The organism is Acinetobacter sp. 809848 (assembly GCF_000581275.1).
GTDB lineage: Bacteria > Pseudomonadota > Gammaproteobacteria > Pseudomonadales > Moraxellaceae > Acinetobacter > Acinetobacter pittii.
The window spans coordinates 63,018-76,500 of sequence record NZ_JEXG01000002.1; the positions used below are offsets into that span (position 1 = coordinate 63,018).

Consider the following 13,483-nt stretch of genomic DNA (forward strand, 5'->3'; position numbering starts at 1 on the left):
ATATTCAACATAAGGGTGGTTATAAATTACTCGGTTAAATGCCACTGTCGATTCAGGGCTAAACCCCGTATAATGCTGCCCTTTCATTCATTTAGCGACTTTTGGGTCTATTGGCTATGCAATCACTTCAATCGTTACAACCTCGTATTTCTGTCGCACCTATGATGGACTGGACTACAAAGGACTACCGATTCTTTGCACGCTTGTTTAACCCAAACGTTGTGCTCTATACAGAAATGGTGACTACAGGTGCGATTCTATTTGGCGATGCAAAACGTCATTTAGACTATAACGCTCAAGAACACCCAATCGTATTACAACTTGGCGGTTCAAACCCACAAGAGCTTGCCACTTGCACAAAAATGGCTGAAGACTGGGGTTATGACGAAGTCAACCTGAATGTAGGCTGCCCAAGTGACCGCGTACAGAACAATAAAATCGGTGCATGTTTAATGGCAGAGCCAGACTTGGTTGCTGAATGCATTCACAATATGCAAAAAGCAGTAAAGATTCCTGTAACAGTCAAACACCGTATTGGTATCGATGACATGCAGTCTTACGAAGAAATGCTACATTTCGTAGATACTGTCGCTGCAACAGGTTGTACATATTTCGTTGTGCATGCCCGTATTGCTATTTTGAAAGGTTTGTCTCCAAAAGAAAATCGAGAAGTTCCTCCTTTACGCTACGAAGATGTATACCGCTTAAAGCAAGAACGTCCGCACCTAACCATTGAAATTAACGGCGGAATTAAAACTTTTGCCGAAACTCAAGCTCATTTACAACATGTTGATGGTGTCATGATTGGCCGTGAAGCCTACCATAACCCTTACCTACTTGCTGAGCTCGGCCAACTTTGGAATTTAGAAGCACCAGATCGATTCGATATTATGGAACAAATGCTGCCTTATATTGAGCAACGCATGGCTGAAGGTGCTCCCCTTTCAATCATTACACGTCATATTTTAGGTTTATTCCAAAACTTACCGGGTGCTCGTAAATGGCGTCAGGCGCTAAGTGGCGGAAACGCAAAAACTTTAGCCGATGTTGAAAATGCAATTCAGAACATGCGAGCAGCTATGATTCGCACTGAAGAGTATGTAAAAGAGCAGCAGGTTTAAGTTGGCGACGACTTCTTAAATTGTAAGAAAATGTGGCATTTTAAATCAGAGACTTAGATTTTGAGTATATTCGCAAATGTTGGAAAAAAATATTCAAATTTAAGCTCTGATTAGTTATTTATTTATAATGATATCAATAATTTAAATTTCACAATTTTTGACCACCTCTTTTGATAAGTATATTTTCGCTCCAAAGCAGACACCTCTGGAAAAAAGATACGTTATTACATAACATACACAAAACTTTTAAGATACGCCTATTAGTATCTCTGAACGCCACAGGTAGGTGGTGATTTTTTTAATATGGATATGGGTAGCACGGTAGAGATTTCACGATGATTATTTATGACGGACAAGTAGCTGATAATTACATGTATCAGGATTCAAATCAGGCAGCCATTGTTGTATCGCACAGCGCACCAAGCCTCCCTTATCCTTTCACCATGAAACCCAATAATCATCAAACTCAAACTTCAACCAACCCACCGATCGATGTAGAAAAGTTTGTAGAAAAATTAGAAAGCGTTACTTCTAGACGCAGTAAAGCTAGATGCGCACGTAGTATCCGTCTTGCACTCGAATCTGCTGGTGCTAATGTTGAAAACCATCCAATCGCAGCTTCAGATTGGGGCGATACTCTCAAAAAGATTGGCTATAAACAAATTGATCCAGCCTTCGACGAACCTCAAGAAGGTGACATTTACATCATTCACAGAACCCGCAACCACGTTTATGGACACATCGCAGGATATACTGGAAGTGAGTGGGTTTCTGACTTCAAACAAAGTAGTTATGATGTCTATAAAGACGATAATGTTACTTATACTTATTATAGATTAGCTGCCTAATCAATTTCCTAAAATTGAAAAATTTGATGAATGCGTTCGGCACAATGTTGAATTATTTCATCATGATCTTTTCTATAAACCAAAACTACTTCCGAAAGTGATAGCTGATCGGTTAAAGGCAATAGTTTTACCTGAGCAGGCAAGATCTGCTGAAATTCTTTAGGCACAATACTTACACCAACATTTGCAGCTACAAGTTGTAACTGTGAAATCTTACGCGACTGAATTGGAGCTTTTTGTGGGGTAAATCCTGCGGCTAAACATAGATTTGAGACCAAATAGCTTAATCCACCTCTTTTAGAATGGGGTGTAGAAACAAAGTATTCTTCTTTTAAATCTTTGACTTCGACCTTCTCTTTATTTGCAAATTTAGCATGATCAATCTGCACGGCCACCATTAAAGGTTCTTCATATAATTTAATAACATTGACGTCATCTAGTGTATGCCGAACTGGCGGTCTAATTAAACCAATATCAATCTCCCCATTCAGTAAAGCCAAAATTTGATGCTCAGATGACAACGTGTTTATCTCAAAGTTAATTTTTTGCGTTAAGCTAATTTCTTTTAATATCTGAACCTTTTTATCATCCATAATAATACTGCTCGAATGAGCAATTTTAATCTGACGATTTTTTCCTTCTGCAATATTCTTAGAAACTCCAATGATCTCATTTAAATAATGCATATTATCTTTAATTTTTTTATAGAAGACCTCTCCTGCCGCCGTGAGTTTTACTTTCTTATCAGTACGATCAAATAACTGAAAATCAATTTCTTCCTCTAATAGCTTCATTTGCCGACTTAAAGCAGACTGAGCAATGAATAATTTCTCTGAAGCAGCGGTAAAGCTCCCTTCTTCAACAATTTTTATAAAATATTGGAATTGTTTTAATGTGAGCATAACCATCTCAAAATTAGATTATTAGGTCTATTTTATATATTAGATTAGATAGATAGCCTTCGCTAGAATTTTATCAAGACCATTCAATTGATTGAATTATTCATGAAGTATTTAAAAGGGTTTGTCATTTTCACCGTTGTTGTTCTAATTTTATGGTGCTTTAAATTTTATGATCAGCAGTTACCCACACAACCCAAACAAGACAACATAGAGCTGTATGATTAAATAATAGTTTCTCTCAAAAATAAAAAGGCATGCACTTACATAAGCACATGCCTTTTCAATATTTAAATTAGGCTTTCTTTAAATCAAGCTTTTTCAAAACTTCAGCCACAGCAATCATAGCAAAGCTTGAAGTCACCACTACCGCTGAACCATAGCCACCACAACGTAATCCCGCCGATGGGCAAATATCTGCACTAGAAAATGGATTATCGATTGAATAAATACAGGTAATACCAAATTTCTCTTTTGGCTTTTTACAAATACCTCGAGCACGAAGCTGGCTACGGAGCTTCGCTAACATTGGATCTTGTTCTGTTTTTGATAAATCAGCTACGCGGATTTTAAGGGGATCGATCTTACCACCTGCTCCGCCTGAAACAATCAAAGGAATTTTATTAAAACGACAATGAAGCATCAAAGCCAATTTTGCTTTAACGTCATCGATGCAGTCCAAAACAATGTCTGGTACAGGGTTTAAAAGCTCTGTGACATTTTCAGGCGTTAAAAAGTCATCAATAATATTAACTTTAATACGTGGGTTAATTTGGCGGCAACGTTCCGCCATAATTTCAACTTTTTCACAGCCCAAAGTTGATGTCATCGCAGGTAGCTGACGGTTTACATTTGATGCTGCAACCACATCCATATCGACTAATGTAATCTCACCAATACCTGTACGCGCTAAAGCTTCTACCGCCCAACTGCCGACACCACCAATACCAATCACCATCACATGACTTTTTTCATAGTGCTGGAACGATGAATCACCATAAACTTTGGCTACACCTGCAAAACGGCGGTCATATTCATCTTGTTGGAGATCGGTCATTGCTACTCTTTGGGGATATAAAACACGGGAGGTATTTTACCTCAATCAATTGGTATCGCATATCTTTTACGATATTATGAGTGGGAAAAGCTCCTTAGAACTTATTAATAATGAATCAAGAATTTAATCAAAAAATTATCTTATGTATTCCTGGTATTTGGGAAAATCATCAAGCTCTATTACATGCCCTACTTGTTAATGAAACTGGATATATTTATGCGGGCTCAATTATTAAATCTTTAACAAACGAATATTACGCTGAAGTTGAAGAATATGAAAATGATCCGAATGTCAGTGAGGTTTTTAGATCATTTAGTCTAGGTCGTTTTTCTGAAAGCGAATTAAAAAAAATTGAACAACATAATATGGTTATTTATGTTGTTTGTGATGGAGGATCAATAGAGTTAGCACAACAAGCTCTGTTATTAGGTCAGACCCTCATGAAAGCAGGTGGCTTAGCAATTAAAGTTGAGACTTCGGGTCTTACACACCTTAAAAGCGATTGGCTTAGCTATAACGCTGAAAATATATTAGATCTATTTAAAGCCTTTATCCCTATTATTTCTGATGATAATTTACTCTACTCTTGTGGAATGCAGCAATTCGGCAAACCAGATGGATGTATAAACCTAAAGGTAGATCAAGCATCCTATATTTTGAATAACTTCTTGTTATATCTTCTTATAGAAAACCCAGAGTTATTAGAAAATCAAACTTTTTCGGCTGATGAAGAATCAGAACCACTAAAGCTTTCCCTAAAAGCATCTAGCGATTTTTTTGATGTAGATTCACTATATTTTAATCCATTCGATGTTTGGGTACTGACGTCATCATTTAGCTGGAAGAAATTATTTAAATTTAGTTAGATTTTCATAAAAAGAAACCCCATATTTTACGGGGTTTCTTTTTTAACTAACCAGCAATCAAATTCCGAAGTACATAATGCAAAATACCACCCGCCTTAAAGTACTCGACCTCATTTAACGTATCAATTCGACATAACACATTAAAATGGCTCGCTACTCCATTTGGTCCTTTGACATCAACTTCAAGAATTTGATGAGGCTGAACGCCATCAGACAAACCTCGAATTGATATCACCTCATGACCAGTTAAGTTGAGAGATTGTCGAGTTTGTCCATCAATAAACTGTAATGGCAACACGCCCATACCTACCAAGTTTGAACGGTGAATACGCTCAAAACTTTCAGCAATGACAGCTTTTACACCTAACAAGTTCGTTCCTTTAGCAGCCCAGTCACGTGAAGAACCCGTTCCGTATTCTTTACCAGCAATAATCACAAGCGGTGTATGTTCTTGTTGGTAACGCATTGCTGCATCATAAATAGCGAGCTTTTCACCACTTGGCACATGAATGGTATTACCACCCTCTTCACCACCAAGCATTTCGTTCTTAATACGAATGTTGGCAAAAGTACCTCGCATCATGACTTCATGATTACCGCGTCGAGAACCATAGGAGTTAAAGTCTTTTGGCTCAACACCTTGCTCTTGTAAGTATCGACCTGCTGGGCTGTCTTTTTTGATATTACCAGCCGGTGAAATATGGTCAGTCGTTACCGAGTCACCAAGCACTGCCAAAATACGTGCCTGTTCAATATTTTTAATTGGTTTGGGTGGCTCACCAATTCCTTCAAAGAATGGCGGATGGCGGATATAAGTCGAATCATCAGCCCATTCATAAGTTTTACTTTTTGGAATCTGAATAGATTGCCAGCTTTCATCACCATCAAACACCGCAGCATATTCTTTATGGAACATATCCGTATTTACTTTCTGTAAGACAGCATCAATTTCTGCCTGACTTGGCCAGATATCTTTTAAGTAAACAGGTTGTCCATCTTTACCTTGCCCAATAGGTTGCGTAGTCAAATCGGTACGAATATTACCAACCAAACCATATGCCACTACCAAAGGTGGCGAAGCAAGCCAGTTTGTTTTAACTAATGGATGTACGCGCCCTTCAAAGTTACGGTTACCAGAAAGTACAGAGGCAACATTCAAGTCATGGCATTGAATTGCATCTTCCACTGGTTCTGGTAGTGGACCTGAGTTACCGATACAAGTCGTACAACCATATCCTACCAAGTTATAACCCAACTCATCTAAATACGGCGTAAGTCCAGCAGCCAGCAAATAGTCAGTCACGACTTTAGAACCTGGTGCAAGAGAGCTTTTCACCCACGGTTTACGCTGCAAACCTTTTTCAATCGCTTTTTTAGCAAGTAAACCTGCTGCTAGCATTACACTTGGGTTAGAAGTATTGGTACAAGAGGTAATTGCCGAAATAACAACATCACCATGATTTAATGGATAAGTTTTTCCTTCAATTACGCAAGATGGGCTTTCATGTTGGATATTTGCTTTTTTTGCCTCGACAGCAGTACCGCCACCACCTTCATTTTCTAAACGCTCTTTAGCTTCTTTGGCTGGTTTTAAAGTTAACTCCATCAGCGCATTAAAGGTTTTCGGCACCTCTGATAAAAGCACACGGTCTTGAGGGCGTTTTGGTCCTGCTAGACTTGCCTGAACCGTACTCATATCAAGGCTTAAAGTATCGGTGAAAACAGGTTCATCACCCGCATTACGCCATAAGCCTTGTGCTTTGCTATACGCTTCTACCAGTTCAATACGATCACTTTGACGGCCAGTTAATTTCAAATAACCCAAAGTCACTTCATCAATCGGGAAGAAACCACAAGTCGCACCATACTCTGGTGCCATGTTGGCAATGGTCGCTCGGTCAGCCAGTGGTAAATCGGCTAAACCATCTCCATAGAACTCTACAAATTTCCCAACTACACCTTTTTGACGAAGCATTTGAGTAATAGTCAGCACCAAATCAGTTGCAGTAATCCCTTCTGGTAGTTTTCCTGTGAGTTTAAAACCAATGACCTCAGGAATAAGCATCGAAATCGGTTGGCCCAACATAGCCGCTTCGGCCTCAATTCCTCCTACACCCCAACCTAAAACACCTAAACCATTAATCATGGTGGTATGTGAGTCTGTACCCACTAAAGTATCTGGAAAAGCAAAAGTCTGGCCGTTATCTTCGCCTAACCACACCGCTTGAGCCAAATATTCTAAATTAACCTGATGACAAATTCCCGTACCCGGTGGCACTACACTAAAGTTATTAAATGCAGACTGTCCCCAACGTAAAAATTGATATCGCTCACCATTACGTTGCATCTCAATTTGTACGTTTTCTTCGAAGGCCTGATCATCGGCAAAATAGTCGACCATGACAGAGTGGTCAATCACCAAATCAACGGGAGATAATGGGTTAATTTTTTCAGGGTCGCCACCCGCTTGCGCCATCGCTGCTCGCATTGCAGCTAAATCAACCACTGCAGGCACACCCGTAAAATCTTGCATTAAAACCCGTGCAGGTCGATATTGAATTTCTTGATCTGAGGTACGGGTCTTTAGCCATTCTGCTAAAGCATGGATGTGTTCCGTTTTAACGCTATGCTGATCTTCAAACCGTAATAAGTTTTCCAATAATACTTTTAAAGATTTCGGCAGTTTGGCAATATCCCCTAGCGTTTTCTCTGCTTGGGCTAAGCTAAAAATCTGATAATTGCTGGAACCTACTGTTAGCGTCTGTAAAGCATTAAAACTATTGATATTGCTATACTTAGCCATTGGGTTATCCTCCCACGTCTGGCAATGTTATTTTTCACGTTTTTACATGTTGTTTTCTTACTTTAAGCTTCTTTTTTAATCGCTGTGTTTTGTTTTAGTTACTATTTCTAATCTTTGATTTTTATTACGATAATTTCAATGCAGTGAGAGAGTTTTTCCACAGTAACTCAGCTAAATCTGGCTCTGACATATTTAAATTTTCAGCCAAACTTTGTAGAACGTAAGGTAAATTAACAGGGGTATTACGAGTCCGCTGTTCTGTTGCGGTTTGACAGCAAAGCGGTGTCATATCTGGACAATCTGTTTCAATCACCAAGTGCTCTGCACCTATAGCCTGCACAACCGTATGAAGTTTTTTTGCGTTCGGGTTGGTAATCTGTCCTGTCACACCAATTTTAAAACCAAGCTTAATCAGGCCTTTTGCCTCTTCTACCCCACCACTAAATGCATGAGCAATTCCACCCAATTTAAATTTTTGAGCTTTTAATATAGCAAGCACATCACCATGCGCTTTTCGAATGTGGAGTAACACTGGTTTTTGATATTGCGTTGCCAGCTCTAACTGATCTGCAAAATATTGTTTTTGTTTCGCATATACATCTGGCTGCTTATGTTCTTTCAAGAAAGTATCTAAGCCAATTTCACCTACAGCCACGCAGTTTTCTTGCTGCAAGATTTGTTCAAGATGAGAAAGATGCTCTGGTTGATGCTGTTCAATATAAAACGGGTGTAAGCCTGGTGCTAAATAAGAAGTAGGCACATTTTCCCAACTTTTTAACTGATGATAAGTCTGCACCAACTCATCAAAACGTGACTGTAGAAAGCCAATTAAAACCAAAGCATCTACACCCACTTTTTTAGCCTCGAGTGCTAGCTGCTGCCGATCTTCATCAAAATCGGCAACATCGAAATGGGTATGGGTATCAAACAAATGCATTAGCCAGCACTTTTTGCAACTGGTGCCGAAGCTGGTTTGGCTTTAGGCTGTGGCAAATACTCTTCTTTCAATACATCTTGCAATTGGTCATAAGGAATGACTAATCGAGGGAGCCCAACCACGTATGGGCCAATTTCATACTCACCGTATTGAAGGATTAAACCTTGCTCACCCAACAAGAAGTTATTAGATAATTTAAATGGCCATGCTTGTTCATAGTCAGCAACATTATCAGCCAATTTAGAGTCCGTCACCCATGTCTTAAAGGCTTCATGCGCTAACTTCTCTAAAGTTGCTTTTTGCTGAGGACGTAATAAATCTTCAAGCTTAATTTGCTTTTGCTCTTTTAAATCAAAATTATAATAATGCTGTGCAGCAGAGCCATGAGCCCCACCTAAATAACTACTACTGTTAAGCACTACAGTTACAACTTTACCTTGAGCCTGCAAAATCTTAGGTTTAACTAAAAGATTAATCTGATGATTACTACTTAAAGCTTTTAACTCATTATCTAGATCAATAAATGAATTTGCATAGCGCTGCACCTGTGCATCAAAGCTATTTTTTTGCTCTGCACCCGCAACTGCTGAAGTTTCTGCTTTTTGTTCCGCTTGCGTGCCCTTAGCATCAGGTTCAGCAATTTCTAAAATTTGATTTAATGTACTTAAGATTTGTTGATCTATAATTTTGTCAATAAAAGGAAAATTACTCTGTAAGCGCTCTACCGTAAATTCTGGACAAGTTTTACCATCACAATCAGGTAAAACCACCTTACTAGGAGTTGTTTCACCCTTCAAAGTCAACTCTACTGGCTTTTGTTCTTGAACAGTTGATTTCTGCTGCTCTTGAGAATCCTTAGGATCAGCTTTAGGTTGGCATGCTGCCAGAAATATAGCAGAAGCAAGCAAAGTTAATCGCAGTGAAGCTTTAGAAGATAACATCATATTTTGCCTTTTATTCTAAGGAGATTACGCTGTGCCTTTCTAAGAAATTAGCGCATATAAATAGAGGTTGCAAATTCTGCTACTATCTTAAAACATTTGTTCATAAACCTCGGGTTGTAATATTTTTTTGGTCTGTTCTTTAGATAAATAAATATCGAGCTGTGGAGCTTCTTTAGTAATCTGGTTTGCCTGATAATGTAAGCCAACCCCTTCACCATCAAAGAACCAATCTGCCTGCCCCCAATATAAAGTTTTTGGTGCTTCTTTCTTTATGTCAGCAGTCTGCTTTTTTAACCAGTCTTGATATGCCACCTGCACCATTTGATGCACAGTAGTTTGTTGATCTTTTTTCAAAACATCTAATAAAGTTAAGCTCTTATGCAGTTTTCGGTCAGCCACAAAAAAGTAATAACGGTCTTTAATCGTGAGCTCTTCTTGCTTGGTATCAAGTCCTAATTGCAATAAAACATATTGGTTACGCTGCGATGCAATACGGGTATGAAGATGCAATTCATAAGCCCGATTCTTTGAATATTTATCTTGCCATTCATCAGACTTTTTAACATAGGCATTAATGGCTTGCTGCAAACTTAAGTCTTTTTTCAAATCAATTTGATCTTGAATTACCTTAGCCTGACTTTTCGCGATCCATTCATTTAGCCATGCATCTTGAGTCTTTATCGTTTGAATATCGACATCAATACAATTTTTCTTCTCACAAAATGGCAAAGCATAATCAGCTTTTACTTGTTGCAAGTTTAGAAATGGGAGTACTTCAGCTTTCTCTATATTTTGATTTTGGTTAGAAGCTGATTTCATTTGAGAAGATGATGAAGGTTGAAAGCTTTTCCAGACAAAAAGGCAAATAGCTAAAAGTAATATGATTACCGCAACTAAAAGTGCAATAACTGTCTTTCTATTCAAATTCATTTCATCATCCTTTCTTATTTTTCAAAACAAAACAGCTTCTGTTCGAAGCTGTCTGTCAAATCTTAAAGATTAGTGTTCACGCGTGTTACGGAACTGAATATCAGGCCAACGCTCTTGCATAATCTGCAAGTTCACACGACTTGGTGCAAGATAAGTTAAGTGACCACCACCATCGATAGAAAGCTGATCATGTGCTTTTTTCTTAAATTCATTGAGAATCTTGTCATCATCACAATGAATCCAACGAACCGTATTAACACTTACAGGCTCATACACGCAGTCAACTTTATATTCTTCTTTCAGACGGTAAGCAACAACGTCAAACTGAAGCACACCCACTGCACCCACAATCAAATCATTGCTAATTTGTGGCATAAATACCTGAGTTGCGCCTTCTTCAGACAACTCTTTCAAACCTTTTTGCAATTGTTTTGACTTTAATGGATCTTTCAAACGCACACGACGGAACATCTCTGGTGCGAAGTGAGGAATACCTGTGAAATGTAGATCTTCACCACTTGTGAAAGTATCACCAATTTGAATTGTGCCATGGTTATGCAAACCAATAATATCACCTGGCCACGCTTCTTCTAGATGTTCACGTTCACCCGCAAGGAATGTCAATGCATCACTAATACGAACATCTTTACCAATACGTACGTGATTCATTTTCAAACCTTTTTCATATTTACCTGAGCAAATACGCATAAAGGCAATACGGTCACGGTGTTTCGGATCCATGTTTGCTTGAATCTTAAAGACGAAACCAGAAAAACCTTCTTCTTTAGCATCGACAACACGCTCTTGTGTTGGATGCGCTTTAGGTTCTGGTGCCCAATTCATAAATGCGTCTAACACGTGGTCAACACCAAAGTTACCTAATGCTGTACCAAATAGAACTGGAGTTTGTTTACCTTGTAAAAATAATTCGCGGTCCAAAGGCTCATTCGCCATTTGTACGAGCTCAAGTGACTCTTCAAAAGACGCCCAAGCCAGCTCACCTACTTTTTCACGGATATCTGCATGGTCATAGCCATCGCGTACTTCAATATCTGTAATAGTTGAACCAAAACCTGCTTTGTAGACATACAATTTGTTTTCAAGAATGTTGTATACACCCGCAAAATCACGCCCCATCCCTAATGGCCATGTAATTGGTACACAGCGAATATTGAGGACATTCTCAATTTCATCCAGTAACTCAAGTGGTTCACGAATCTCACGGTCCATCTTGTTTACAAATGAAATGATCGGAGTGTCACGCATACGACAAACTTCCATCAATTTGATGGTACGTTCTTCGACACCTTTTGCACCATCAATCACCATTAATGCAGAGTCAACTGCAGTTAGGGTACGATAAGTATCTTCAGAGAAGTCTTCATGCCCCGGTGTATCAAGTAAGTTAATGGTGTGACCTTTATAAGGAAACTGCATAACAGAAGTGGTAATAGAAATTCCACGCTCTTTTTCCATTTCCATCCAGTCAGATGTAGCTGCGCGGTCAGATTTACGGCTTTTTACCATCCCTGCAACCTGAATTGCTTTACCCCATAACAGTAATTTCTCTGTCATGGTCGTTTTACCGGCATCGGGGTGGGAAATGATGGCAAATGTGCGGCGTTGAGCAACCTGTGCCGCTAACTCATCTTTAAAACTCATGAAATACACCTACTGCGGAGATTGCAGTGCCAAAGACCTAAAGTCGATCAAAATAAAAATTGGCGTAATTGTAGCAGATTTATAGAACTGTTTAATGATTGTTGATAAGCCATGAGTTATTCACAAACTTTTTAGATCTTTTTTGAGAATGTAGTTTAGCTCCTTAGAAATTTTACAATTAAAAAAGCCCACCTGTTTAAGATGGGCTTGATTAAGACTTAATAGAATCTTTACGCCAATTTCTTTTCTTCAATGAATTGAACATCGGCAATTTGTGCATCCCAGAACTCATTCCATAAAGCACAGTAATCAATACATAGCTTGGTTAAGCTTTCATAATCATCTTTTGTAATTGCTTGTGCTAATGCAAACCACAAGTCATCTTCATGATCGTCATCAGCAGCCTCAGATGTTTCATCCGTAGATACCCCATGTACATGGTAATAACCACCACCTTCAACATCGATATTTACGAATTTAGTTGCTTGACGTAATGGAGGACTAAAAAGAATGACTTCCTCCTCTGCAACAGCTAATAATGCCACGACGTTAATATAACTATCATAAGAAGATTCTAAAAATGATCTAACCTGATTAGCGATTTTTGATGGTTTATAATTGCGACGGTCAAGTTCCGTTAAACCATAATCATTTAGTAAATCTTCATATAAAGGATAATGAGCATATTCAGGATTACCCAGATAGTAATTATCTTTGTCTAAACCAGGGCGAAAACCAAACTCATCAAGTATATTTAAACTTAATAATACCCGTGGATACATCTTCGCTCCAGAGTGGAGTTTAGGTTCCAATTGTTTTGTTAAAAATTGAGCCTTTAATAAAGCATCAGTAAAAATTTGTACAATCGCATGACGATATTCTAAATGAATAAGAGTCAAACGTTGTTTATCAAGATATCCACCGTTTAACAGTTCAATAGCAGGATGGTTGCAAACTGGTAACTCTGCAATCGTTTTTCTTAACTGTTTAAGAAATTGTAAATTTTCATCCCATTGTTTTGCAGGAATACTATTTTTCATCCCCTGCAATGCTTTTTCTCTTGGATTATTAAAATCTTCAAATTTTTTTAACATAATGATTCTCTGTAAAAAGTTTTTCTTATAGTTAAGTTATAGGCTCTCTCTTTATTACAATTTTGCATTCAATTGCTAAAATAAATTCCGCACACCCATACTTAACAAGTTGATACTATGTGTATTATCTCAACAAATCAACGGATTAATTAATAATATTTAAAAAAGTAAACTATTACCAATTAAATATATAATATGTTGTTTTTTAAATCAACCAAGCTATTGAATAAATATAATTTTTTAAATACTATAAAATAAGTTTTATTTAAGCTTATACACTTTACAATAGCAAAGTTAATCAAAAAATATCCGCAACGGGGAA

Annotated in this window: 12 protein-coding genes; 4 read left to right on the forward strand and 8 right to left on the reverse strand. The window is 38.1% G+C overall.

Annotated elements, in window-relative coordinates:
• The first annotated feature begins 116 nt into the window (after nucleotides 1–116).
• Both dusA and J536_RS06735 read left to right on the forward strand, forming a co-directional pair.
• Nucleotides 117–1,121 (forward strand): tRNA dihydrouridine(20/20a) synthase DusA, encoded by a 1,005-nt coding sequence (gene dusA, locus J536_RS06730; protein ID WP_032062472.1) that lies wholly within the window; start codon nucleotides 117–119, stop codon nucleotides 1,119–1,121.
• Nucleotides 1,122–1,456: 335 nt separating this feature from the next.
• Complete coding sequence (locus tag J536_RS06735; protein ID WP_017482054.1) at nucleotides 1,457–1,969, forward strand: hypothetical protein; 513 nt, start codon at nucleotides 1,457–1,459, stop codon at nucleotides 1,967–1,969.
• 8 nt (nucleotides 1,970–1,977) lie between these two features.
• Here the strand turns inward: J536_RS06735 and J536_RS06740 are convergent, their stop codons facing one another.
• Nucleotides 1,978–2,877 carry a LysR family transcriptional regulator gene (locus J536_RS06740; RefSeq protein WP_080612974.1) on the reverse strand — a complete coding sequence of 300 codons (900 nt, stop codon included), beginning with the start codon at nucleotides 2,875–2,877 and terminating at the stop codon, nucleotides 1,978–1,980.
• Between the two features lie 96 nt (nucleotides 2,878–2,973).
• Here J536_RS06740 and J536_RS24945 point away from each other — a divergent pair, with 96 nt between their 5' ends.
• Entirely contained in the window at nucleotides 2,974–3,096 is a 123-nt protein-coding gene (locus tag J536_RS24945) for a hypothetical protein (protein ID WP_080612973.1), read from the forward strand.
• 67 nt (nucleotides 3,097–3,163) lie between these two features.
• On the opposite strand, the gene J536_RS06745 is transcribed toward J536_RS24945, so the two are convergent.
• Complete coding sequence (locus J536_RS06745) at nucleotides 3,164–3,925, reverse strand: ThiF family adenylyltransferase (protein ID WP_017482052.1); 762 nt, start codon at nucleotides 3,923–3,925, stop codon at nucleotides 3,164–3,166.
• Between the two features lie 110 nt (nucleotides 3,926–4,035).
• On the opposite strand from J536_RS06745, the gene J536_RS06750 reads away from it, so the two are divergent.
• Nucleotides 4,036–4,791, forward strand: a complete 756-nt coding sequence (locus tag J536_RS06750; RefSeq protein WP_032056187.1) for a DUF4261 domain-containing protein — start codon at nucleotides 4,036–4,038, stop codon at nucleotides 4,789–4,791.
• Nucleotides 4,792–4,837: 46 nt separating this feature from the next.
• On the opposite strand, the gene acnA is transcribed toward J536_RS06750, so the two are convergent.
• From acnA to J536_RS06780, 6 genes are all read right to left on the reverse strand, one after another.
• Nucleotides 4,838–7,594: an aconitate hydratase AcnA gene (acnA, locus tag J536_RS06755; RefSeq protein ID WP_017482050.1), complete on the reverse strand. Its 2,757-nt coding sequence runs from the start codon at nucleotides 7,592–7,594 to the stop codon at nucleotides 4,838–4,840.
• 124 nt (nucleotides 7,595–7,718) lie between these two features.
• Complete coding sequence (locus J536_RS06760; RefSeq protein ID WP_017482049.1) at nucleotides 7,719–8,531, reverse strand: TatD family hydrolase; 813 nt, start codon at nucleotides 8,529–8,531, stop codon at nucleotides 7,719–7,721.
• Nucleotides 8,531–9,472 (reverse strand): RsiV family protein, encoded by a 942-nt coding sequence (locus J536_RS06765; RefSeq protein ID WP_017482048.1) that lies wholly within the window; start codon nucleotides 9,470–9,472, stop codon nucleotides 8,531–8,533. Before J536_RS06765 ends, J536_RS06760 begins: the two co-directional genes overlap by 1 nt.
• 90 nt (nucleotides 9,473–9,562) lie before the next feature.
• Nucleotides 9,563–10,405 (reverse strand): hypothetical protein, encoded by an 843-nt coding sequence (locus tag J536_RS06770; protein ID WP_002117238.1) that lies wholly within the window; start codon nucleotides 10,403–10,405, stop codon nucleotides 9,563–9,565.
• 69 nt (nucleotides 10,406–10,474) lie between these two features.
• Entirely contained in the window at nucleotides 10,475–12,067 is a 1,593-nt protein-coding gene (locus J536_RS06775) for a peptide chain release factor 3 (RefSeq protein WP_016142208.1), read from the reverse strand.
• Nucleotides 12,068–12,297: 230 nt separating this feature from the next.
• Nucleotides 12,298–13,161 carry a hypothetical protein gene (locus tag J536_RS06780; RefSeq protein WP_017482047.1) on the reverse strand — a complete coding sequence of 288 codons (864 nt, stop codon included), beginning with the start codon at nucleotides 13,159–13,161 and terminating at the stop codon, nucleotides 12,298–12,300.
• Nucleotides 13,162–13,483 lie beyond the last annotated feature (322 nt).

Excerpts from the sequence above, each read along its gene's own strand:
- dusA (WP_032062472.1), top strand. The coding sequence starts at position 117 with ATGCAATCACTTCAATCGTTACAACCTCGTATTTCTGTCGCACCTATG.
- J536_RS06735 (WP_017482054.1), top strand. The coding sequence starts at position 1,457 with ATGATTATTTATGACGGACAAGTAGCTGATAATTACATGTATCAGGAT.
- J536_RS06740 (WP_080612974.1), bottom strand. The coding sequence starts at position 2,877 with ATGGTTATGCTCACATTAAAACAATTCCAATATTTTATAAAAATTGTT.
- J536_RS24945 (WP_080612973.1), top strand. The coding sequence starts at position 2,974 with ATGAAGTATTTAAAAGGGTTTGTCATTTTCACCGTTGTTGTTCTAATT.
- J536_RS06745 (WP_017482052.1), bottom strand. The coding sequence starts at position 3,925 with ATGACCGATCTCCAACAAGATGAATATGACCGCCGTTTTGCAGGTGTA.
- J536_RS06750 (WP_032056187.1), top strand. The coding sequence starts at position 4,036 with ATGAATCAAGAATTTAATCAAAAAATTATCTTATGTATTCCTGGTATT.
- acnA (WP_017482050.1), bottom strand. The coding sequence starts at position 7,594 with ATGGCTAAGTATAGCAATATCAATAGTTTTAATGCTTTACAGACGCTA.
- J536_RS06760 (WP_017482049.1), bottom strand. The coding sequence starts at position 8,531 with ATGCATTTGTTTGATACCCATACCCATTTCGATGTTGCCGATTTTGAT.
- J536_RS06765 (WP_017482048.1), bottom strand. The coding sequence starts at position 9,472 with ATGTTATCTTCTAAAGCTTCACTGCGATTAACTTTGCTTGCTTCTGCT.
- J536_RS06770 (WP_002117238.1), bottom strand. The coding sequence starts at position 10,405 with ATGAATTTGAATAGAAAGACAGTTATTGCACTTTTAGTTGCGGTAATC.
- J536_RS06775 (WP_016142208.1), bottom strand. The coding sequence starts at position 12,067 with ATGAGTTTTAAAGATGAGTTAGCGGCACAGGTTGCTCAACGCCGCACA.
- J536_RS06780 (WP_017482047.1), bottom strand. The coding sequence starts at position 13,161 with ATGTTAAAAAAATTTGAAGATTTTAATAATCCAAGAGAAAAAGCATTG.